This is a genomic window from Pseudoalteromonas sp. SD03 (genome assembly GCF_040937955.1).
Classification (GTDB): Bacteria; Pseudomonadota; Gammaproteobacteria; order Enterobacterales; family Alteromonadaceae; genus Pseudoalteromonas; species Pseudoalteromonas tetraodonis.
Window position 1 is genome coordinate 309,068 of record NZ_CP162514.1, and the last position, 21,951, is coordinate 331,018.

Consider the following 21,951-nt stretch of genomic DNA (forward strand, 5'->3'; position numbering starts at 1 on the left):
CTCCTGTTAAATAGTGTTATGCGTTATGCGCTTTATTATTATTTTTAAATGTTAATTGTCCGCCCAAGCGGTACTTACTGCCCGGCGATATAAGTCGTGCAAAGCTAACAATCCCGTTAACCGACCAAGTGCGGCGTATTACTTGTAAACAAGGCTCTTCGTTATATAGGTTAAGCCATTGACACATTTCACTGCTTGGTGTAATAGCCTCTACGGTATGCCTTGCTTGTGTTAATGGGGCAACTGTTGATAGGTATTCGTGTGGGGTGAGAGCGGTAAAATCTTGTTGTAAATAATCCTTGGCAAGTAACGGGTTTACAAAGCGTTCTTCAACTTGCAAGGGGCTGTCATTTTCGTTATGAATAATGACACTTCTATACACCACACTATCTACCTCAACACCTAAAGCAATAGCAATTGGCGCCACGGCATTGATTGATTCCAACACCTGTACTGTGCAGCTGTAGTTTCCGTTTCGCTCTTTGACTTCATGTGCAATGTTTTTTATTTCGAGTAATGATGACTGCGACTTAAAGCTTGCGACAAAAGTACCTAGCCCTTGGCTACGGGTTAAAATGCCTGTATCAGTTAGCTCACTTAACGCTCGACGTGCGGTCATTCTGCTTACCGCAAACTGCTTTGCCAGTTCATTTTCTGAGGGCACGCGTTGGTTATCAAGCCAAAGCCCACTGCGTATTTTGTCCACAATAAACTGTTTTATTTGTGTAAATTTAGGTGTTGGCATAAACGCTTTTGGTGTATTAAAAATAAACAATACTTAATAAGATGGCATAATTACCTTGTATATACAAGATGTGTTGTTAAACTCGTTTGAACATTATCGCGGAGAAACTTATGCAAGCCACAGAATCTACAGAACAGTTAAATGATATCGATTTATTGCTCACAGATGCCAACATTGCGACCATGGATAGCAATATTGATGCGCCTTATGGGGCGATAGAAAATGCGGCGCTAGCTATTAAAAATGGCAAAATAGTGTGGCTAGGTAAACAAGCTGATTTACCTAATTTTGATGTGTTAGCCACCCCGATATTAAGTGTAAAAGGACAATGGTTAACCCCAGGCTTAATTGATTGCCATACACATTTAGTGTTTGCCGGTTCTCGTGCGCAAGAGTTTGAGCAGCGTTTGCAGGGCGTGAGCTATCAGCAAATAGCAGCGCAGGGAGGGGGAATAGCAAGTACAGTTAAAGCAACCCGAGAGGCTGACCACGAACAGTTATTTGTAGCAGCAAAAGAGCGTTTAAATGCATTGTTAGCTGAAGGGGTGACGACGGTTGAAATTAAGTCAGGGTATGGGCTTGATATAGACAATGAGAAAAAAATATTGGAGGTGGCTAGGCTGTTAAATCAACATCACCCCATTGAAGTGGTTAACACCTTTTTAGGGGCACATGCGCTACCTTTGGAGTTTAAAAACCGCAGTGATGATTACATAGATTTGGTATGTAATGAAATGCTAAGCACGCTTGTTGAACATGACCTAGTGGATGCCGTTGACGTTTTTTGTGAAGACATTGGCTTTAGCTACGCACAAACTCAACGCGTATTTGATGCAGCTAAAAAACAGGGTTTGGCAATCAAGTGTCATGCCGAGCAATTATCAAATCAACACGGTGCAGCGCTGGTAGCACAATACAATGGCCTGTCGGCTGATCATTTAGAATACCTTGATGAAGCAGGCGTTAAAGCTATGGCAAACGCAGGCACTGTGGCGGTATTACTGCCTGGGGCTTTTTATTTTTTAAAAGAAACGAAATACCCACCAATTGAACTGTTAAATAAATACAAGGTTCCCATCGCAATTGCCAGTGATTTTAATCCCGGCACATCACCATTATGTTCGTTGCAATTAATGATGAATATGGCCTGCACCTTATTTAATTTCACTCCAGAGCAGGCATTAACTGGCGTAACAGCACATGCGGCTCGTGCTTTAGGTTTTACTGATAGAGGGGTGTTAAAAGTTGGCGCTCGCGCAGATATTGCTCATTGGCAAATTGACCACCCTGCACAATTAAGTTATCAGTTTGGGGTAAATAAACTGTTAAATTTATGGATATTGGGTAAACTTAGTTAGTTTGTATAAAATTAACTCTTAAACCTATGTTTTATTTAATGTCAGTGAGTACGTCAGCTATGGATGGAACGTTATTGAGCTACAGCAATTTAGCTATTTTTTTAAGTGGTGCACTTTTAATGGCAATGGTTGCCACGCTATTAACCGTTAAAAGTAACGTAATGAGACTCAGCTTTTTATGTACTGGGCTCATTGGCTTAGCTATGGTCAGTAGCGCAATACCTTGGCTCGCTATTTTACTAGCGCTAGGTTTTGGTTTTAATTTATATCAAGCGAAGTTACAAAAGCAAAAAAAACCATTTCTTATCAGTGCCTGTGCAAGCGCATTATTTGCTTTATTGTTAATAGGGTATCTCTTTTTTACGCTGCATTTAGCGTGGTTGCTCATGGCTATTTTACTGCTCTCAGTCAGTGGTTTTTTAGCTGATAATGAGCCTAAAGCTACTACGCCTTTAAAGCCACAAACTGAGCCTGAGGTGTATGTTGAAAACTCACCCTTAGTCAGCTTCCCCGATAAACAACAGTTACGTCAAAAGTATAATGAGCTTATTGATGAAGGTTCATTCAGAGCCGCACTTATTGTATTAAGGCTAGAGGGGTTTGCGCAGGTAAATCAGCATATTGGACGAGATTTTGGTGACTTATTGTTGTCGCAGTCGGCAAATCGAATAAAAGACTTACTAGACAGTGATGAAGTGTTGTTCCTTGCTCCGCATGCTAAATTAGCGCATTTAGGCGGGTTAAATTTTGCGTTTATTTGTGATCTACAAAGCCATAATCATTTACATCAACAGCTTATCAAGCAAATTATTGGCGCTACATTAAAGCCCTTTAACGTGGCTAATTGCACTATTGAAGTAAAGGTAAGAGCCAGTTATGTTCATTGCGATCAACAAAGTACGAGCTTTGATGATTTAATTAGTTATGCGTATTTGGCACTTGATAGTCAGCCAAGCAAACAAATAGTGGCTTATCATCAACAAATGACGGTTGAGCATTTAGAGCAACAAGCGCGATTAACAGAGCTTGCGAATATCAGCTTTGCTGATGAGTTTGAGCTGTTTTTTCAACCCGTTATTCGCAACGGCGATGGTCAAATTGAATTTTTAGAATTGTTATTACGTTGGCAACACCCCACGCAAGGCACCTTATCGGCAAGCCGATTTATAAATGATATTAGAATTGCAGGGCTTGGTTATTCACTGGCTACCTTTGTTATAGAGCGTGCTGGCGAATTAGCCATGGCACTTCGTATGGAAGGGATGTCGGTACCTTTGAGTGTTAATTTATTTGGCCCAGAAATGCTCAATGAAGAGTTTGTTGATTTTGTTTACGGAGTAATTGGTGAGCATCAACTCAGGCCAGGCGATTTAATTATTGAATGTCCGCTTCATGTTTTTACCAGCCTAGATGATAAAGGCAGAGCCATGATCGCAAGGCTTAACAGTTTAGGTTTAAAAGTGTGTGTTGATGGTTTAGGTGATAACCCTGTATTACTTTCTAAGTTACCTAGTTTAGCGGTGGAATATATTAAAGTATCGCCTGCATTAACTGCAGACTTTAGTAATCAAAATAATATACGCAGCTTAGTAAGCGGTATGGTAGAAATGCATAATCAGCAACAAACAAAAGTGATTTTTGAAGGTGTTGAAACACTGGACCAACTTAAATTTGTGAAAAGTTTGAAAGCTTATGCCTCACAAGGCTACTACTTCGGACACCCTTTAAGTAGCTTGGGGTTAATGAGTTGGTTTAAACAGTGGTTACAGGCACAAGAAGACTAGGGAAGATTAGATTTTTTGCTTTGTTTGTAGGTAGGTATTTACTAAGGCGCTGATAACTTGACCACATTGTAATTTACCCGCAGCAAGAGAGTGAGGATGTTGCGACGGTGCTGCTTCGCATAAATGTAAATAAGCACTGTGATGATTACTTGCAGCTAAATAAACATAATGCTCGCCATCGCTAACATCAAAACCGCAATAATTAAATGCACTTGCAGGCATGTTGGTTAGGCTATCTAAATCAACTTCTATTCCTAACGGTGCGTTATCAAATGCGTTTAGTGCATTGCTAGTTGCCTCCGTTAAACTTATTTCTCGCCTAACATTAATCGCTTGATAGCTGGTGAAACTAAATTTTGCACTTTGCATCGCATTAAAAATTTGTTGATTATTTTTAAGCTCATGTAAGCCAATTACATGGTAACTGTTAAGGTGCTGCTCTTGATAGGCGTAGTGAAAACCATTGCCACTGTGTCTGCCTTCACACTCTCTAAAGTCGGCATGGGGGTCTAAATTAATGGCGTTAATTGCGCTGTTTTTATATTTTGCAAGCGAGCGAATAATACCTAAGCAGTTATTATGTCCGCCACCAATAATGATGGGTTCAAGACCGGCTTTAAAAATCATGCTTAAAATTGCTTCAACCCGCACATCAATCTCAGCGCACAACTGACGTAATTGGTCTAAATCGAGAGGATTTTGGTTATCAAGCGGGTGTGCTTGTTCCATTAAGTCATCGAGGTTTACTTCGCCAAGCAGTAACACTTTTTGCATGGCAATAGCGTGATTGTGGGGTTGGTTTAAAAAGTGTTGTAAAAAAGCGGGCCAAGCATGCTGTGCTCCGCCTTTACCTAAATTGGCTCTAGGTCCAATGTCTTCGCAAACGCCCAGTAAAACAAAGCGCATACCAAACTGTGCAGCATCAGTAAGCGCTTGTTGTATATTAACGTTTGCGTCAAGTAATGCCATTGACTGCCACGCTTTTTGTTCACCAGCACGCTTAGAGCAAATGCGCTTGAGCGTGCTTTCGTTATATACTTTAAGGTGTGCTGTCACGCTACAGTTCTATTATTTCTAGCTCTAATTCTTCAGCAGAAAGTACAATACCTGTACTGTCGGCATAAACAAAATCATCATCGAAAAATGATACACCCGCAAAGTTAACGCCTATGCCGCTTTCACCCGCGCCTTCACTGTCAGCTGCAACCGGAATTGATCCAATGGCTTGAATTCCTAAATCCAGTTCTTCAAGTTCATCAACATGGCGCAGTGCACCATATACAATAATACCTTGCCAATTGTTTTCAAGTGCCAGCTCAGCCAGTTCAATATCAATTAAGGCTCTGCGAGTGGAGCCTCCACCATCAATAAGTAAAATCTGATCTGTACCATCTTGAGAAAGCAATTGACGGATCAGTTCATTATTTTCAAAACATTTTACCGTTTTAATGCGGCCACCAAAACTGTGTCGACCACCAAAGTTGATGAACATAGGTTCAAGCACGTCAACCACATCAGCGAAATGGTCACATAAATCAGAAGTGCTGTAATCCATTATTTTATCCTCAAAAGATACATAAGTTAGTAACTTAGTATACCCTCCTTATATTCAATAACAACGACTTAATTGCAGTAAATTTAGCCAGAAATAGAACTAAATCAATAACACGACTCATAATTTTTTAATAAAATTGTCATCTTTATAAATAAATATTTTTAAAGCTATGGACTGGGCGCTTATAAGTGCGAGAGATTTAAGTTCTGATTGGCGAGACTGTTAAAATTAAACAATACTGTGATCAGGCCGATGATTATATTGTCCATTTGTATAAAGGGAGTTTTTTAATGGTTAAATTTTACTGGTAGCCCTTTTTTATGGTTTTTAATGATAGGCATTATTGTTTATTTCATGTAACAAAATTATGTTAATACAAGAAAGCATCACGTTATACTGAACTGGCAAATTTAATATAGGTATTTACAATGAACTTTTTACAGAATCTAACGATTAAACGTCGTTTACAATTTAACGCATTAATCGTTGGCTTAGCCATGATTGTTATGCTGTGCATCATCATTTATGAAGCACGTATTATGCTTAAATTAAATGAAACTATTCAGTACGCTGAAGAGCTAGAAGTGCATGAGCTTTCGATGCGTAAATACGAAAAAGACTTTTTGTTTTACAAAGATGAGTCTAGTTTAGAGCTATTTGCACAAGAATATAAAAAACTACAATTTAAACTAGAAAAGCTATCTGTTTTATCTGCAGATTTAAATATTGCTACGGCTCAGGTCAATCAATTTTCTACGTTAGCCCAACAGTACTATGACGACTTTCAAAATGTTGTAAAACTACAGCGTAAAATCGGGTTGCACCCAAAAGACGCTTTATATGGCGAGCTGCGAGAAGCAGTTCATAAAATAGAAACATTGCTTAGTGAGCAAAATAATTACCAATTACTCACCACTATGCTACAGCTGCGCCGCGCTGAAAAAGATTTTATGTTACGTTTAGATACCAAGTATTTAGATCGATTCAATAAACTAGCAAGCGAGTTAAAACAACAAGTAAATGCTGCAGAGCTACCCAATAATACACGTAATCAATTAGCCTCGTTAATGGCTAACTACCAAAATAAATTTACTGCATTGGTAGAGGCGCAGGTGGAACTAGGCGTCGATTTAAATTCGGGTGCCCTAGGGAAAATGAGAATAAGTGTTAAGAAAAGTGATGAAGTGGTCACTTTGATCACTACTGCGACTAAAGAGCAAGTAACTGAAACGGCGCAGCAGGCGCAATTATTGGCAATAGTCATTTTTATAATTGCAAGTATTATCGTTATGCTGCTTGTGTACTTAACCAGTCGTTCAATTATCCAACCTATAGAAAAAGTTTATCAAGCAATAGATAAGATCAGACAAAGCAATGACTTAAGCTTGTTTATAGAGCATAAAGGGAAAGATGAAGTAACGAGGATGACCATAGACTTTAATAGTTTAATTAGTGACTTTAAAGATCTCATCTATGAAGTAAATACGGCTCTAACAACGCTTAATATAGCAACAGGGAATCTATCTGAAACAACCTCAGCGACTAGCTCTGGTATGCAAGAGCAATTACATGAAGCGGACATGGTAGCAACCGCTGCTACAGAAATGCAGGCAACGATTCAAGATATTTCACACAATACAGAAGCTGCGGCTAAAAAAGCTGAATCGACCAATGTAAGCGCCCAGCAAGGTCAGGTTGAAGTAGAGTCAACTATTAAGCATATTAATGCCTTATCTGATTCACTTGGTAAAGCTTCCAGCGTGGTGTCTCAGCTAGAAAAAGATGGTGAAACCATAGGTTCTGTACTTGATGTGATACGTGCGATTGCAGAGCAAACTAATTTACTTGCTTTAAATGCTGCCATTGAAGCGGCGAGAGCGGGTGAACAAGGTCGTGGCTTTGCGGTTGTTGCAGATGAAGTGCGCTCACTTGCACAGCGTACGCAGGAGTCAACCAGCGAAATAGAAGGCATTATTAACACCCTACAACAGCGTACTCAAGAAGTTGTGAGTATCATGCACCAATGTCGTACTCAAGGTGGCGAAAGTGCTACACAAGCAACAAAAGCGGGTGAGCTGCTAGGATCAATTACCATTGATGTGCAAACTATTATGGAAATGAGTACACATATTGCTACCGCTATTGATGAGCAAAGTCAGGTGGCTTCTGAGGTAAATAAAAACGTGGTCCGTATTCGAGATATTGCCGAGGGGGCTGCGGCTCACTCACAAACTAATGCACAAACCAGTGAAGAGGTCTCTGAGCAAGCAAGGGTACTTCATCAAGCGATTTCAAAATATAAGGTTTAACTACTAACAGAAAAAAGTGGCTTAATTGCCGCTTTTTTCTCACTCACAGAGTATAAGTTCAGACTAAATACTAGGGGACAAACTTTATGGGTACGCTGTCTTTGTTGTTTTCATGTTGTTTAACACGCTCTAAATACGTATCCCATAAGCTTGTTTGTTCAGCTTGTAACTTAGCAAAATATTGCCAGCTGAACAGCCCGCTGTTATGGCCATCGTCAAACTCTAAACGTAACGCGTAATGCCCTACCGGCGTAATTGTTTTAATACCCACTGCTTGTTTATTTAGTACTAACTTCATAGGCTCAGATCCATGGCCTTGAACTTCTGCTGAGGGAGAGTGTACCCGTAAAAACTCAGCGCTAAATATAACTTCAGAGTTATCATCAAAATAAACATCTAAATTTTTACTCACACTATGATAGTGCACTTTTGTAACTTGTTTCATCGTCATCTCGCTTACAAAAAAGCCTCCATATTGAGGCTTTTAGTATAACTGTTTGTGTTTTCAATTAAAGAATAAAACGACTTAAGTCTTCATCTTCAACTAGCGCACCTAAGTGTTTTTCAACGTAGGCGGCATCGATAACAAGGCTTGAACCCGCTTTTTCAGAAGCGTCATATGAAATCTCTTCCATTAGCCTTTCCATAACTGTATGAAGGCGACGCGCACCGATATTTTCGGTTTTTTCGTTTACTTGCCATGCTGCCTTAGCAATACGCTCAATTGCATCGTCGCTAAACTCAATAGCGACTTGCTCTGTTTTGAGTAGCTCGCGTTGTTGCTCAGTAAGTGACGCGTGTGGCTCAGTTAATATACGTTTAAAGTCATCGGCTGTGAGTGCTTCAAGTTCAACACGAATAGGTAAACGGCCTTGTAACTCAGGGATCATGTCTGATGGTTTAGACATTTGGAATGCGCCTGAGGCAATAAACAACATGTGGTCAGTTTTTACCATGCCGTGCTTAGTATTAACGGTAGAGCCTTCAATAAGCGGAAGTAAATCACGTTGTACACCTTCACGACTTACATCTGGGCCAGAGGCTTCACCACGTTTACAAATTTTGTCTATTTCATCAATAAACACAATGCCGTTTTGCTCTACTGCAAAAATGGCCTGTTCTTTTAATTCTTCAGGATTAACCAGTTTACCGGCTTCTTCTTCAGTAAGTAACTTAAACGCTTCTTTAATTTTAAGCTTACGCTTAGTGCGTTTATCACCACCCATGTTTTGAAACATTCCCTGTAACTGGTTGGTCATTTCTTCCATACCAGGAGGAGCCATAATTTCAATATTAGGTTGAGCTTGGGCTAAATCAATATCAATTTCTTTGTCATCTAATTGGCCTTCGCGTAACTTTTTACGAAACGATTGGCGTGTCGATGAATTTTCATCGCGCTGAACTTCACCGTATTGATCTTTCGCTGGAGGCAGTAATACATCTAAAATACGTTCTTCAGCCGCTTCTTCAGCGCGATGTTTGAACTTTTTAGTTTGTTGCTCTCGTGTCATTTTAATTGAAACATCAACTAAATCACGGATGATAGTTTCAACTTCTTTGCCGACATAACCTACTTCTGTAAACTTAGTGGCTTCAACTTTAATAAAAGGTGCGTTGGCAAGCTTTGCTAAACGACGAGCAATCTCAGTTTTACCTACACCCGTAGGGCCAATCATTAAGATGTTTTTTGGCGTTACTTCTGCGCGTAAGTCTTCGTTTAACTGCATACGGCGCCAGCGATTACGAAGGGCAATAGCAACCGCTTTTTTCGCTTTAGCTTGGCCAATAATATGTTGGTCTAGCTCATGAACAATTTCTCTTGGGGTCATATCAGACATAGCGAGTTCCTATTACAATTCTTCGATAGTTTGGAAGTTATTCGTAAATACACAGATGTTGCCAGCAATTGTTAGACTTTTCTCTACAATTTCACGAGCACTTAAGTCGGTATTTTCTAATAAGGCGGTTGCAGCTGATTGCGCAAAGTTACCGCCGCTGCCAATTGCGATTAGGTCGTTTTCTGGTTGCACCACGTCACCGTTGCCGGTGATAATTAGCGAAGCTGTTTCATCAGCAACAGCAAGTAAAGCTTCAAGTTTACGCAGGGCACGATCGCTACGCCAATCTTTAGCCATTTCTACAGCAGCTTTAGTGAGGTTACCTTGGTGCATTTCTAATTTGCTTTCAAAACGTTCGAAAAGAGTAAAGGCATCAGCAGTGCCGCCAGCAAACCCAGCGATAACTTTGCCATTATAAAGGCGTCGAACTTTTCGGGCATTGCCCTTCATTACTGTGTTACCAAGAGATACTTGGCCGTCACCACCAATAACAACTTTGTCATCACGGCGTACACTTACGATTGTAGTCATGTTATTCCTCATCATCGCGCTGCAAGGGGCAGCGCGTAAAAAGCGATTATGAAGAGGTTATATGGGTGAATGGTTTAAATTCAAGTCCAGCCCCAAATTCCGCAGCCGACAATATTAATTCGTTTAAGTTTGTTCTTGTCACTTTCTGCATGACGCTTGGTTTCATAAGGCCCTAAACGCACTTTGTACCAAATACCATTGCTGCCTGTGGTTTTTTTGATTTCTGAAATTAATCCTGCAAAGGCTATTTTAGCTTTTAAGGTTTCAGCTTGCTGATGGGTTCTAAATGAACCACATTGCATGACATAAGGGCCTTTTTGTTCAAGTTCTTTTACTTCAACCTGAATCTCATGCTCTTTAATTTCTTTAATAAATTTAGGTGGCCGCGGTTTAGCTATTTCTACTTGTTTTTCGGGTGTTGGATTTGCTTGCTTTTCAACAAGCTCTGGATCGGCATTGTTTTTAACAAACCAGAGTCCGTATGCAAAACCACCGACTAGTAACAAGGCAATAATGATTAACAAAAACGGGAAGGGTTTTTTAGCCGGCTCTTGTTTAGTGTTTTTTCTATTTTTTGGTTTTTTATTAATATAATCGTGCTGTGCCATGGTGTTATATGTGGCCTTACCTAAATCATGTCTGTAGGGTCTACGTCTAAACTCCAGCGAACTTTTTGTGCAAGTTTGCTAGTGCTGAGATAATCAACCATTTGCGCGAGATACTGATGTAGTATGCGTCGATCTTGCGCTTGAATATGTAATTGAAAACGATACATTCCCGCAATTTTTTCTAAAGGCGCAGGGATCGGTCCGAGCAATTGTATACCAGATACCCCATTGACAGGAACCAAATCCGTTAGAAAGTCGACGACTTGCTTTATGTTATGCCCTTGTGCGCGAACAATTGCCATACTCGTAATAGGTGGCAACTGTGCATCACTTCGCTCAGTGAGTGCAAAGCGGGCAAAATCTTGATAGCCATTATTAACTAAGTCTTGTAATAACGGGTGCTCAGGAAAGTGCGTTTGTAATAATACTTCACCGGGTTCGCCAGAACGTCCCGCGCGTCCTGCAACTTGTGTTACTAATTGTGCTAAATGCTCAGTAGCCCTAAAGTCACACGAATACAAACCACTATCGACATCTAAAATAAGTACTAAGCTAACATCAGCAAAATGGTGACCTTTTGCCAGCATTTGCGTACCAACTAAAATACGTGCGCCGCCTTGGTTTATTTCATCCAGTGCTTTTTCAAGGCTACCTTTACGCCGAGTTGAATCACGGTCGATACGGCTGATCGGGGTGTCTGCAAATTCACTACTCAAAAACTCTTCTATTTGCTCGGTGCCTTTGCCGTTAGGAAAAATTTGCGTACTACCACAGTTAGGGCATTGATGTGGTACATGATATTGATCGCCACAATGGTGGCAAATCATTTGGCCTATTGCCTTATGAAAAGTCGCACTGGTGCTGCAGCGGTTACATTCACTCAACCAACCACATTCATGACAAATCAAGGTAGGAGAAAACCCACGGCGATTTAAAAATACCATCACCTGCTTTCCCCTATTCAGGTGCTGGCGCATTATTGCAAGACTGGCATGTGCAATACCGGCTCGATCAGGCTGACCTTTCATGTCGAGCAGCTTAAACTGATTATCGGTGGCGGTTTGTGCGCGCTCACTTAATGTAAGCAACTGGTATTTGTTATTAATAGCTTTATGCAGTGTTTCTAGTGCTGGCGTAGCGCTACCCAAAATAAGTGGAATTTGATGCTGATAGGCACGATACGCAGCTAAATCACGGGCATGATAGCGTAAAGTGTCTTGTTGTTTAAATGAGGCATCATGCTCCTCATCAACCACAATCATCCCAAGCTTTAAAAATGGCAGAAAAATACTTGAACGGGTGCCTATAACAATGGCACAACTGCCTTTTTCGCAAAAACGCCATGTTTGTAGACGCTCGTTATCGGTTAATGCCGAGTGCCATAACATAATAGGGGTGTCAGGAAAGCGACGTCTAAAACGATTGACCGTTTGAGGCGTTAGCCCGATTTCAGGAACGAGCACTAACGCCTGTTCGCCACGTTTTAATACTTCTTCTAGGCATTGCAGGTAAACTTCGGTTTTTCCGCTGCCAGTGACACCTTCTAGCAAAAAGCTATTAAACCCCGTACTTTGATTAATTGCAGTGCAGGCAATGGCTTGCTCTTTATTTAAACGGGGTTTGCTGCCAACCGTTGGCGAGGTATGTTGCCATTGATTGTCGTGCTCAATGGTTTGAATTATTAGCTCTTTATCTAAAAGGGTATCAATGGTTTTTTTATTAAACCCGAGGGCTTTGAGTTCGGTTAATGATGATTTACCGGATGCTGATAATTGCTTAAGCAAATTAAGCTGTGTTTTAGCTTTTAAAGACGGTAAAAGTGCCCCCTTTTCGCTTAATGTCACCATGTTTATACTGGTTTTATCAGGGCACTCACCTTGGCGCAGTGCACTGGGCAATGCAATATGAATAGTTTCACCGAGTGGATAGCAATAATAACGCGCTGTAAATTTCAGTAGCTCTAAATGCTGCGCAGATAACACCGGTGAGTCGTCAATAACTTCAATAATAGATTTTATTTTGCCTTCGGGGACTGCTGTTTCCGCTTTTAAGCTAAGAATAACCGCTACTTTACGTTGATTACCAAAAGGGACTAACACGCGCATACCAGGCTGTAATTGAGTCAGCGGTACTAATTGCTCATCCACTTTATAATCAAAGGTGCGAGGCAAGGGGACTTTTATTGCAACTTCAGCAAAACGCATAACAACTCAACCAATTAACGTAATGGTTTAATGTACTAAAAATAGCATTAAAAGCCTACCGACAAATCAGTAATGGATAGGTGTTTGCCGACTTTTTAGCAAAAAGGGTAATTAAAGCTTGTGTGCGTGCGGGTTGTTGGATAAAATTCGCGACCAATAAATTTGTTTTAACGACGTATGGTGCCAGACTTCGGGTTTGGAGAGCGATGCGGCCTTAACTAGAGGTTCCTATGAAAGAAGGTATTCACCCTAAGTACGAAGTAATTTCTGCAACTTGTTCATGCGGAAACAAATTCGAAACTCGTTCTACTCTGTGTAAAGACATTCACTTAGACGTATGTTCTGCGTGTCACCCGTTTTACACTGGTAAGCAAAAGATTTTAGACACTGGCGGCCGTGTTGATCGCTTCAACAAGCGCTTCGGTGCACTTAGCAGCAAAAAATAATTTTTTGTTTCTATGTAAAAAAAAGCACCTTAGGGTGCTTTTTTTGTGGCCAAAATTTACTTTCCTACCTGCTTTCTTAGCAATTTTGTATTTATTTTTTTTGCATAACTATTTCCTGTTCTTATTCTGAGTATGCATAAACATTTGCAGACAAAACAGCCAATATTCTCTATATTTTTATTTGTTAAACTTTAAAGATGGTACTCAAATGCAGGTAACGTGAGGTTATTTGTGTTTAAAGTTAAATAAAATTCGGTATTTCACTATTTTAATTTAAGACTAAAAAATACGCTTTATAAAAATAGAACAAGGGCAAAAAGTACCTGTGTTTTTCATTTTTATGACGAATTTATATTTTAAAAATGTCAGGATAATCTAGGGAAGTTGCTGATAAATCACTTAAAATTAACAGTTCTAGCATATAACAGGATAGACCTGATATTGCTTGGAATTTAAAAATAATAAAGGTATCGTAGATTAAAACTACCTCTCACTTTAACTTAAATTGCAGGATATAATCGCGTTATGTCAGATTTTCGTGAACAAGCACTACATTACCATGCCCATCCCGTTCCAGGTAAAATCAGTATTGAGCTGACCAAGCCCGCTGAGACGGTTAAAGACCTCGCGCTCGCATACAGCCCCGGTGTCGCAGAACCTGTTCGTGAAATTGCCGCTGATCCAGCAAATGCCTACAAATATACTGGTAAAGGAAATATGGTTGCGGTTATTACTAACGGCACCGCAATTTTAGGCTTAGGTAATTTAGGTCCACTGGCTTCAAAACCCGTTATGGAAGGTAAAGCGCTACTATTTAAGCGTTTTGCAGGGTTAGACTCTATAGATATTGAAGTTAAGCACCGTACTACCGAAGACTTTATTAACACGGTGGCTAATATTGCCGACACTTTTGGTGGAATTAATTTAGAAGATATTAAAGCGCCCGAGTGTTTTGAAATAGAAAAAGCGCTTATAGAGCGTTGTAGCATTCCTGTTTTTCATGATGATCAGCATGGTACGGCTATTGTAACGGCTGCGGGTATGCTAAACGCGCTGGAAGTACAGGGCAAAGCAATTGAAGATGCAATTATTGTATGTTTAGGTGCCGGCGCTGCAGCTGTTGCCTGTATGGAGCTTTTAATTAAATGTGGCGCGTTGCGTGAACATATTTATATGTTAGATCGCAAAGGAGTTATTCATACGCGTCGTGATGACTTGAATGAATATAAGCAATTATTTGCAAACAATACCGATAAACGTACTTTACAAGATGTAATTGAAGATGCCGATGTGTTTGTGGGTGTATCGGGCCCTAATTTATTAGCCCCTGAAGATTTAAAATTAATGGCTGATAGACCCGTGGTATTTGCTTGTTCAAACCCCGATCCTGAAATCGATCCGCAATTAGCACACGCTGCACGTAACGATTTAATTATGGCTACAGGTCGCTCTGATTATCCGAATCAAGTTAATAACGTATTGTGTTTTCCGTTTATTTTCCGTGGTGCGTTAGATGTACGTGCCAGTGAAATAAACGACGAGATGAAAATTGCTGCTGTAGAAGCAATTCGCAGTATTGCTAAAGAGCCCGTGCCGACTGAAGTGCTTACTGCCGCAGGCATCGACAAATTAGAGTTTGGTGCTAAATATATTATACCAAAACCAATGGATCCTCGTTTGTTACCACGTATAGCTAAAGCGGTTGCGCAGGCGGCGGTAGACTCTGGCGTTGCACAAATTGATATGCCAGAAAACTACATGGCGTAATTGTTAAGTGTAAATTAGCGCAAAAAAAACCTCAGCATTTGCTGAGGTTTTTTTGTATAAAGACCCTTCTAGTCTTCATTTAAAATAGGCACTTCTAGTCCCATTTCTTGCATTATTTTCTTCACTTCTTCAGGTACTTTTTCTGCGTTATCTTTACGCAAATCATCATCATTAGGCAGCGGTTGCCCGGTAAACGCATGCAAAAACGCTTCGCATAAAAGCTCGCTATTTGTTGCATGACGTAAGTTGTTTATTTGACGACGAGTACGTTCATCAGTTAATACTTTTAATACATTTAGCGGGATCGAAACGGTGATCTTCTTTACTTGTTCGGATTTTTTCCCGTGTTCTGCGTATGGGTGAATATATTCACCATTCCATTTAGCCATAAGATGTATCGTTGCCTCAGATTATAAATTGCTCACACAGCATCAAAGCGTGTAAATATGCGTGAAATTCTATCGGTTTAAAAAAGATAGTCAAATACTAGTTATTTAGCTATCTAGACATTTAAATGTTTTGACATCTTAAATTGCATGCGCTACCTTTTAGACGTCTAAACATCCAAATTAGTAAAGGTAGCGAAAATGAGTGAAAAAAATAAGGCAACAATTGCTGTTCGTAGTGGAATAGAAGCCGACAAACAGCATGGTGCGGTTGTTCCACCGCTTTATTTATCAACAACTTACTCATTTGCTGACTTTGATACAAAGCGTCAATATGATTATGGCCGCAGTGGTAACCCTAATCGTGACATTTTGGCTGAGGCGCTCACGGAGCTTGAAGGTGGCGCTAAAGGCATTATTACCGCAACAGGCATGGCAGCCGTTCACCTAACAACACAATTACTTAATAGTGACGATACGTTAGTGATCCCTCATGACTGTTATGGGGGCAGCTATCGCTTATTTACTTCGCTAGAAAAGCGCGGCTTATTAAAACTAGAAGTGGTCGATTTTACCAAAAGCGACAGTTTGACACGCATCCTTGCTATTAAACCTAAGCTGATTTGGATTGAAACACCTAGCAATCCTATTTTACGCTTAACAGATATTAAAGCGGTAACTGATACAGCTAAACAGTGTGGTGCACTGGTTGCCGCCGACAACACATTTTTATCGCCAGCATTACAAAACCCGATTAAGTTTGGCGCTGATATTGTGGTGCACTCAACCACAAAATATATCAATGGCCATTCAGACGTTGTTGGTGGCGCGGTTATCGCAGCGACTGCTGAGTTAGGTGAAGAGTTAGCGTGGTGGGCAAATAACATTGGCATCACCGGCGCGCCATTTGATAGCTATTTAACGCTCAGAGGCTTACGTACTTTAAACGTGCGTTTAAGGCAACACCAAGAAAATGCACTCGCCATTGCACAGTATTTAGAACGCTCCCAGTTTGTTGCCCAAGTTTACTACCCAGGTCTTGAATCACACCCTCAACATGCGCTAGCTAAGGCGCAGCAGCTTGGCTTTGGTGCTATGGTTAGCTTTGATATAAAAGGCGATATAAACGATGCTGCAGCGTTTTTAACGCGCTTAAATGAATTTAGCTTAGCGGAATCATTAGGTGGAGTAGAAAGTTTGATTTGTCACCCTGCGACTATGACCCACGCCGGCATGGACGCAACCGCGCGTGCAGAAGCCGGAGTAGGCGACACGCTTATTCGTATCTCGGTGGGTATTGAAGATGTAAATGATTTACTCGCTGACTTAGACAGGGTATTTAATTTGGTGCGCCCAGGGCAAGCCAATCCCGGCCTATCGGCAAAAAGTGGTGCTAGTGAATCATTTGGTTCAGCAAAGTTAAACGCGGCGCATCCGGCGTTATGGTAGTGCATACCAATCTTCAAAATACAAAACATAAATGCGAGTCGGTATTAATATGGTAAATCAGGTTCATAAATTTGGTGGTTCGAGTTTAAGCTCAGCGGATCGCTTTAAAAGTGTCGCAAATATTATTTTAACTCACGCTCAAGCTGGGGATTGTGTGGTGGTATCGGCTGCCGGTAAAACCACCGATACCTTAGTTAAACTGTGGCAAAGCTACCAACAACAAGACACTCAAGCTATTGCTGATATTGTATTGCTATTGAGCAACCATCAAATAGCTCTAATTGAGCAATTATTAATAGCTAAAGCTAAGCACCATGCGCTTGATTTACTTGAAACTGATCTCAGTATTATTACCAAGCAGGCTAAGCAAGGGACATTAGCTGAAGCTGCGTTATTAGCACATGGTGAATTGTGGTCTGCAAGGTTACTAAGCGCTTACTTAGAACAGCTTAACGTTAGCGCTTGTGCCCATGACGCTAGGCAGTTATTTACGTTAGATGCCGGGCAGCTGCAGCATGCTAATAATCAGCAGCAGTGCTTAAAAGCCATACAGACGAGTAAAATTAATGTAGTTACTGGGTTTATTGCGGCTGATTTACATGGTGAAACAGTGACCTTAGGGCGAAATGGCAGTGATTACAGTGCCACTTTATTAGCGCGGTATTGCAATGCTAAAAAAGTCTCTATTTGGACTGACACTCAAGGTGTTTTTAGTACTGATCCGCGTAAGGTTGCTAATGCGGTTAAGTATGCGCGAGTGTGCCGTGATCAAGCGAATTTATTAGCGAGATTAGGTAATCCAGTATTACACGCTAAAACATTATCGCCATTAAAAGATACCGATATAGAATTAGTTGTTCGCAGTAGTTACGATCCTCAAGGCAGTCATACCGAAATAGTTAAACTAGGAATGAGTAAACAAAAACGCTTTTTAACCACAGTAAATAATGTGGATTTACTCATTGTTGATGATCTGAGTGAAGGCGAAGTAGCACATGTTAGCCAACTTATTCAGCATAGTTTGCATCACTTTGAACACGAAGGCGAAATCTACTTACTAGTCCCTGCGTCAGCGACACATCAGGTGGCTAATTATTTTGCTGGCCGCGCCAATATTAGTGAGTCAAACTTAAATGGGGTGGCGATTATTGCACCTGATCAAGAGGTAGCGCCGCTTGGTAAGCAAAGTGAAGCCTTATTACAAACACAATCTATCCAGCCTCGGTTTACCCATTACGGTGAGGGATATACGTTACTATTAACCGATCAAGTACTTGAAAGTGATGTGCTGAGCCTGTTACATGACAAGCTCATTAATAAAGCACAAGAAATAGCTTTAATTATTGCAGGACTTGGTAATGTAGGTGCTGAGTTTATGCGCCAATTACCTGCTCAACTAGCACGCTTATCAACTGATTTTAACGTCAAGTTAGTAGCGCTTTTACGCTCAGAGCAGATGCTGGTGAATGCTAATGGATTAGACTGTGAAAGCTGGCAACTTCAATGGGAAAACCATGCAAGCTCCTATAAACAAGCCGATTTATTGTCATACATAGATACCCTTGAGTATGAACATAAAATAGTGATCGACATTACCGCCAGTGAACATTTTAGTCAGCTTTATAGTAAGTTAGTTGAATTAAACTGCCATCTAATTAGTGCTAATAAATACGCGGGAACCGCATCGCTTTCGTGGTATCAAACACTACGTGAAAGCCTTGCTCAACGTGGCTTACATTGGCGTTATAATGCAAGTGTAGGGGCCGGACTACCGATTAATTTTGCCTTGGCTGATTTACAAAATAGTGGCGATAAAATAACGCGAATAGAAGGCGTGTTTTCAGGCACGCTATCATGGTTATGCAGTATGTATGATGGCAGTAAAGCGTTTTCAGATTTAGTTCTAGAAGCGCAAGCTTTGGGGTTCACAGAGCCTGATCCTCGAGAAGACTTATCTGGACGAGATATGCAACGTAAGTTGCTTATTTTAGCGCGTGAATTAGGTATTGAATTGGAACTTGATGACATTTCTTTATCCGCTTTGATGCCCGATGAGTTAAGTGCAGGCAGCTGGAATGACTTTATTGATAATAAGGCTCGTTTAGATGCATTTATTGAGCAGCATGCGCAAGCGGCTCAGCAACAAAATGCTGCACTGTGCTACACCGGGTTATTAGAGTTTGAAAACAACACGCTAAACGCTAAGGTAGGGATTACCTATGTACCAAAAAGCGAAGCGGTTGCGAATTTGACCCCTGGCGATAATATTTTTGTGATTAATACCCAGTGGTATAACCAAAACGCATTAGTGATACAAGGGCCCGGTGCGGGTAAAGAAGTGACTGCTGCTGGCGTTCACTCTGACTTATACTGGTTGGTACAAAATATTAGTTAGACCATCAAAAAGGCCGCTAATTTGCGGCCTTTTTACTGTTCGCTATATTTAAAATAGTTCTTCTTCAGTTTTAGTGTTTTCTTCAAATATATCATTTGGTTGTGATAACACATACTTGGTAGGAGCGGTGCCTTTTTCAAAGTATTCAAAACGGCTGGTGTAATCGTTTTTATGACTTAATAATCCGGTTTCTAAATCAATACGAATAGAAACTAAGCCTTCAGGTGGTTCGATGGGCGCAGCAGGTTTGCCATCCAGTGCGGCGCGCATAAAATCAACCCATGCAGGCTGAGCTGTTTTTGCGCCTGACTCAGCACCTGATATTTGACCACTTCCTAAGTTGTTATTGTAGGTTGAGCGTCCCAGTGTATTACCTGGGTTATCAAAGCCAACCCAAACTGATGTCATCACATCGCGGTTAAAGCCACTAAACCAAGTATCTACAGAATCATTTGTCGTGCCTGTTTTACCAGAAAGATCGCGACGTTTTAGCGCTTGTGCACGCCAGCCTGTTCCACTCCAACCGGTTTTATGTGACCAGCTACCGCCACCCCAAATAGCACTATTCATTGCGCTGGCAATTAAAAATGCATTTTGTTTAGAGATGATCTGCGGCGCACAATTTGGTGCTACTTGCTCACCTAGCATTAGCGAGCTAGGTGTTGTCGTTTCATCATCACAAATAATGGTGGGATTGGTTTTAAATAACGTATTACCCATTGCATCTTGGATTTGTGAAATAAAGTATGGCTCAATTAGGTGACCGCCATTAGCAAAAGCACTCATACCACGTGCTAATTCAAGCGGCGTAATGGATGCACTGCCTAATGCCAGTGACTCACTACGATTTATATCTTTATCGTCAAAACCAAATTTTAATAAATGATCGGCTGTTCTTTGCAGTCCAACGCCCCTTAATAAGCGCACGGAAATTACATTCTTAGATTGGGCTAAAGCACGACGAATGCGAATTGGGCCATTATAAATAGCTGGGCTGTTTTTTGGTCGCCATGCAACGCCTTGGCTCTTATCCCATTGATTTATAGGAGCATCATTTAAAATTGACGCTAGTGTGTAGCCTTTTTCAAGCGCAGCTGAATATATAAACGGCTTAATATTTGAGCCTACTTGGCGTTTAGCTTGTACAGCTCGGTTATATTGGCTTTGTTCAAAACTATATCCACCAACAATGGCTTTTATGCGTCCGTCTTGTGGGTCTAAAGAAACAATGGCGCTCGCCGCTTCAGGTATTTGACTTAAAATATAGCTATTATCGTCATTTTTGCGCAGCCATATTTGCATGCCTGGCGTTAGTATATCGCTTGCTGTTTCAGGCGCAAAGCTTTGGCGATAGCGTGTAATAAACTTACGTGCCCATTTTAGGTTATCCCAAGTAAGGGTTGTGCGCTCGCCGCTTTTAAGTATAACTTCAGCGCTTTTATCGCTCACGCTTAACACCGCAGCCGTTTTTAAAGGGCCAAATTCATTAACGGCTTTTAAAGTGTTTAATAATTTCGACTGCGTTAATGGCGGCTCTGTTTGCGGATCCCACAATATGGCTTCAGGGCCTCTAAAACCATGGCGCATATCGTAGGCATGTAGGTTATTAACTAGAGCTGTTTGTGCTGCTTTTTGAACATCTGATTCAACAGAGGTGTACACTTTAAACCCTGAGTTATAGGCTTTATCTATACCGTAGCGTGACACCATTTCTGCTCGTACCATTTCTGAAATGTACGGCGCGTATAAGTCAATTTCAGCTCCATGAAAATACGCGGTAATTGGTTGGTTAGTGGCTTCATTATACTGCGCTCTTGAAATATACTTCTCTTCAAGCATTCTTCCTAACACCACATTTCTTCTTGCTTTAGCACGTTCTGGATTACGAATAGGATTAAGTGCCGAAGGGGCTTTTGGTAAACCAGCAATCATTGCCATTTGCGCAAGAGTTAACTCTTTTAGTTCTTTACCATAATAAACTTGAGCCGCAGCACCAATACCAAAGGCACGATTTCCTAATTCTATTTTATTTAGGTAAAGCTCAAATATTTCATCTTTTGAGAGGAGGTTTTCGATATGAATGGCAATAAATATTTCTTTTACTTTACGGATGTAGGCTTTTTCTCGTGTTAAAAAGAAGTTACGAGCTAATTGCATGGTAATAGTACTGGCACCTTGCTTTTTCTCACCAGTAGAAATAAGTACTAGCGCTGAGCGCACAATACCAATTGGATCAATACCGATATGATCGTAAAAGCGGTTATCTTCAGTTGCCAAAAAAGCCTGCAATAAAGGCTGGGGAATTTGGTCTATAGTTACAGGGATCCGTCTTTTTTCACCAAATTGGTTGATTAAAAGCCCATCTTTAGTAAATACTTGCATAGGCGTTTGTAATTGCACGTTTTTTAAAACTTGCACGCTGGGAATATCGGATTTAACGTAGTAATAAAGGCTGAGCAATGTAATTAGTGCAAGTAATGCACAAATGATCAAAAATTGTAAAGTTCTTTTTAATAAAATCACTGATATTTCCCTAAACGGACTCCCAATTACAGGTTGAGACTGCTAGTATATAT

Annotated in this window: 17 protein-coding genes; 7 read left to right on the plus strand and 10 right to left on the minus strand. The window is 40.6% G+C overall.

Annotated features, from left to right (window positions below; all coding sequences use genetic code 11):
• Window positions 1–16: 16 nt before the first annotated feature.
• Window positions 17–745, minus strand: coding sequence for a histidine utilization repressor (gene hutC / locus ABZP26_RS01405; protein ID WP_368485261.1), 729 nt, complete (start codon window positions 743–745; stop codon window positions 17–19).
• A 110-nt stretch (window positions 746–855) separates the two neighbouring features.
• Here hutC and hutI point away from each other — a divergent pair, with 110 nt between their 5' ends.
• Both hutI and ABZP26_RS01415 read left to right on the plus strand, forming a co-directional pair.
• The gene (hutI, locus tag ABZP26_RS01410; protein ID WP_024602139.1) at window positions 856–2,103 is read left to right on the plus strand and encodes an imidazolonepropionase; all 1,248 of its coding nucleotides are present in this window, start codon (window positions 856–858) and stop codon (window positions 2,101–2,103) included.
• A gap of 59 nt (window positions 2,104–2,162) precedes the next feature.
• The gene (locus ABZP26_RS01415) at window positions 2,163–3,887 is read left to right on the plus strand and encodes a GGDEF domain-containing phosphodiesterase (RefSeq protein ID WP_024602140.1); all 1,725 of its coding nucleotides are present in this window, start codon (window positions 2,163–2,165) and stop codon (window positions 3,885–3,887) included.
• A 6-nt stretch (window positions 3,888–3,893) separates the two neighbouring features.
• Here ABZP26_RS01415 and ABZP26_RS01420 read toward each other — a convergent pair whose 3' ends face one another.
• A complete protein-coding gene (locus ABZP26_RS01420; protein ID WP_368485262.1) occupies window positions 3,894–4,943 on the minus strand; it encodes a formimidoylglutamase in 1,050 nt (349 codons plus the stop codon).
• Window position 4,944: 1 nt separating this feature from the next.
• Window positions 4,945–5,442, minus strand: a complete 498-nt coding sequence (gene rraA, locus ABZP26_RS01425; RefSeq protein ID WP_008115004.1) for a ribonuclease E activity regulator RraA — start codon at window positions 5,440–5,442, stop codon at window positions 4,945–4,947.
• A 428-nt stretch (window positions 5,443–5,870) separates the two neighbouring features.
• Here rraA and ABZP26_RS01430 point away from each other — a divergent pair, with 428 nt between their 5' ends.
• A complete protein-coding gene (locus ABZP26_RS01430) occupies window positions 5,871–7,751 on the plus strand; it encodes a methyl-accepting chemotaxis protein (protein WP_368485263.1) in 1,881 nt (626 codons plus the stop codon).
• Between the two features lie 70 nt (window positions 7,752–7,821).
• On the opposite strand, the gene ABZP26_RS01435 is transcribed toward ABZP26_RS01430, so the two are convergent.
• The 5 genes from ABZP26_RS01435 to priA all read right to left on the minus strand — a co-directional run bounded on the left by ABZP26_RS01435 (window position 7,822) and on the right by priA (window position 12,932).
• Entirely contained in the window at window positions 7,822–8,196 is a 375-nt protein-coding gene (locus ABZP26_RS01435) for a gamma-butyrobetaine hydroxylase-like domain-containing protein (protein ID WP_008115008.1), read from the minus strand.
• A gap of 64 nt (window positions 8,197–8,260) precedes the next feature.
• Complete coding sequence (hslU, locus tag ABZP26_RS01440) at window positions 8,261–9,589, minus strand: HslU--HslV peptidase ATPase subunit (RefSeq protein WP_013463899.1); 1,329 nt, start codon at window positions 9,587–9,589, stop codon at window positions 8,261–8,263.
• 12 nt (window positions 9,590–9,601) lie between these two features.
• The gene (gene hslV, locus ABZP26_RS01445) at window positions 9,602–10,120 is read right to left on the minus strand and encodes an ATP-dependent protease subunit HslV (protein ID WP_008115012.1); all 519 of its coding nucleotides are present in this window, start codon (window positions 10,118–10,120) and stop codon (window positions 9,602–9,604) included.
• An 80-nt stretch (window positions 10,121–10,200) separates the two neighbouring features.
• The gene (locus ABZP26_RS01450) at window positions 10,201–10,728 is read right to left on the minus strand and encodes an SPOR domain-containing protein (RefSeq protein ID WP_028834485.1); all 528 of its coding nucleotides are present in this window, start codon (window positions 10,726–10,728) and stop codon (window positions 10,201–10,203) included.
• A gap of 20 nt (window positions 10,729–10,748) precedes the next feature.
• On the minus strand, window positions 10,749–12,932 hold the full coding sequence (gene priA / locus ABZP26_RS01455; protein WP_368485264.1) for a primosomal protein N': 2,184 nt from the start codon (window positions 12,930–12,932) through the stop codon (window positions 10,749–10,751).
• 230 nt (window positions 12,933–13,162) lie between these two features.
• Here priA and rpmE point away from each other — a divergent pair, with 230 nt between their 5' ends.
• Together rpmE and ABZP26_RS01465 are read left to right on the plus strand one after the other, a co-directional pair.
• Window positions 13,163–13,378: a 50S ribosomal protein L31 gene (rpmE, locus tag ABZP26_RS01460; protein WP_008115018.1), complete on the plus strand. Its 216-nt coding sequence runs from the start codon at window positions 13,163–13,165 to the stop codon at window positions 13,376–13,378.
• A 525-nt stretch (window positions 13,379–13,903) separates the two neighbouring features.
• Window positions 13,904–15,145 carry a malic enzyme-like NAD(P)-binding protein gene (locus ABZP26_RS01465; protein ID WP_013463901.1) on the plus strand — a complete coding sequence of 414 codons (1,242 nt, stop codon included), beginning with the start codon at window positions 13,904–13,906 and terminating at the stop codon, window positions 15,143–15,145.
• Between the two features lie 68 nt (window positions 15,146–15,213).
• Here the strand turns inward: ABZP26_RS01465 and metJ are convergent, their stop codons facing one another.
• The gene (metJ, locus tag ABZP26_RS01470; RefSeq protein ID WP_008115021.1) at window positions 15,214–15,534 is read right to left on the minus strand and encodes a met regulon transcriptional regulator MetJ; all 321 of its coding nucleotides are present in this window, start codon (window positions 15,532–15,534) and stop codon (window positions 15,214–15,216) included.
• 198 nt (window positions 15,535–15,732) lie between these two features.
• Between metJ and metB the strand changes: the two genes are divergently transcribed.
• Window positions 15,733–16,980 (plus strand): cystathionine gamma-synthase, encoded by a 1,248-nt coding sequence (gene metB / locus ABZP26_RS01475; RefSeq protein WP_013463902.1) that lies wholly within the window; start codon window positions 15,733–15,735, stop codon window positions 16,978–16,980.
• Between the two features lie 49 nt (window positions 16,981–17,029).
• On the plus strand, window positions 17,030–19,375 hold the full coding sequence (gene metL, locus ABZP26_RS01480) for a bifunctional aspartate kinase/homoserine dehydrogenase II (RefSeq protein ID WP_368485265.1): 2,346 nt from the start codon (window positions 17,030–17,032) through the stop codon (window positions 19,373–19,375).
• Between the two features lie 48 nt (window positions 19,376–19,423).
• Here the strand turns inward: metL and ABZP26_RS01485 are convergent, their stop codons facing one another.
• Window positions 19,424–21,898: a penicillin-binding protein 1A gene (locus ABZP26_RS01485; RefSeq protein WP_008115027.1), complete on the minus strand. Its 2,475-nt coding sequence runs from the start codon at window positions 21,896–21,898 to the stop codon at window positions 19,424–19,426.
• Window positions 21,899–21,951: the final 53 nt, after the last annotated feature.

Coding starts and splice junctions, on each gene's coding strand:
- hutC (WP_368485261.1), bottom strand. CDS start 745: ATGCCAACACCTAAATTTACACAAATAAAACAGTTTATTGTGGACAAA.
- hutI (WP_024602139.1), top strand. CDS start 856: ATGCAAGCCACAGAATCTACAGAACAGTTAAATGATATCGATTTATTG.
- ABZP26_RS01415 (WP_024602140.1), top strand. CDS start 2,163: ATGGATGGAACGTTATTGAGCTACAGCAATTTAGCTATTTTTTTAAGT.
- rraA (WP_008115004.1), bottom strand. CDS start 5,442: ATGGATTACAGCACTTCTGATTTATGTGACCATTTCGCTGATGTGGTT.
- ABZP26_RS01430 (WP_368485263.1), top strand. CDS start 5,871: ATGAACTTTTTACAGAATCTAACGATTAAACGTCGTTTACAATTTAAC.
- ABZP26_RS01435 (WP_008115008.1), bottom strand. CDS start 8,196: ATGAAACAAGTTACAAAAGTGCACTATCATAGTGTGAGTAAAAATTTA.
- hslU (WP_013463899.1), bottom strand. CDS start 9,589: ATGTCTGATATGACCCCAAGAGAAATTGTTCATGAGCTAGACCAACAT.
- hslV (WP_008115012.1), bottom strand. CDS start 10,120: ATGACTACAATCGTAAGTGTACGCCGTGATGACAAAGTTGTTATTGGT.
- ABZP26_RS01450 (WP_028834485.1), bottom strand. CDS start 10,728: ATGGCACAGCACGATTATATTAATAAAAAACCAAAAAATAGAAAAAAC.
- priA (WP_368485264.1), bottom strand. CDS start 12,932: ATGCGTTTTGCTGAAGTTGCAATAAAAGTCCCCTTGCCTCGCACCTTT.
- rpmE (WP_008115018.1), top strand. CDS start 13,163: ATGAAAGAAGGTATTCACCCTAAGTACGAAGTAATTTCTGCAACTTGT.
- ABZP26_RS01465 (WP_013463901.1), top strand. CDS start 13,904: ATGTCAGATTTTCGTGAACAAGCACTACATTACCATGCCCATCCCGTT.
- metJ (WP_008115021.1), bottom strand. CDS start 15,534: ATGGCTAAATGGAATGGTGAATATATTCACCCATACGCAGAACACGGG.
- metB (WP_013463902.1), top strand. CDS start 15,733: ATGAGTGAAAAAAATAAGGCAACAATTGCTGTTCGTAGTGGAATAGAA.
- metL (WP_368485265.1), top strand. CDS start 17,030: ATGGTAAATCAGGTTCATAAATTTGGTGGTTCGAGTTTAAGCTCAGCG.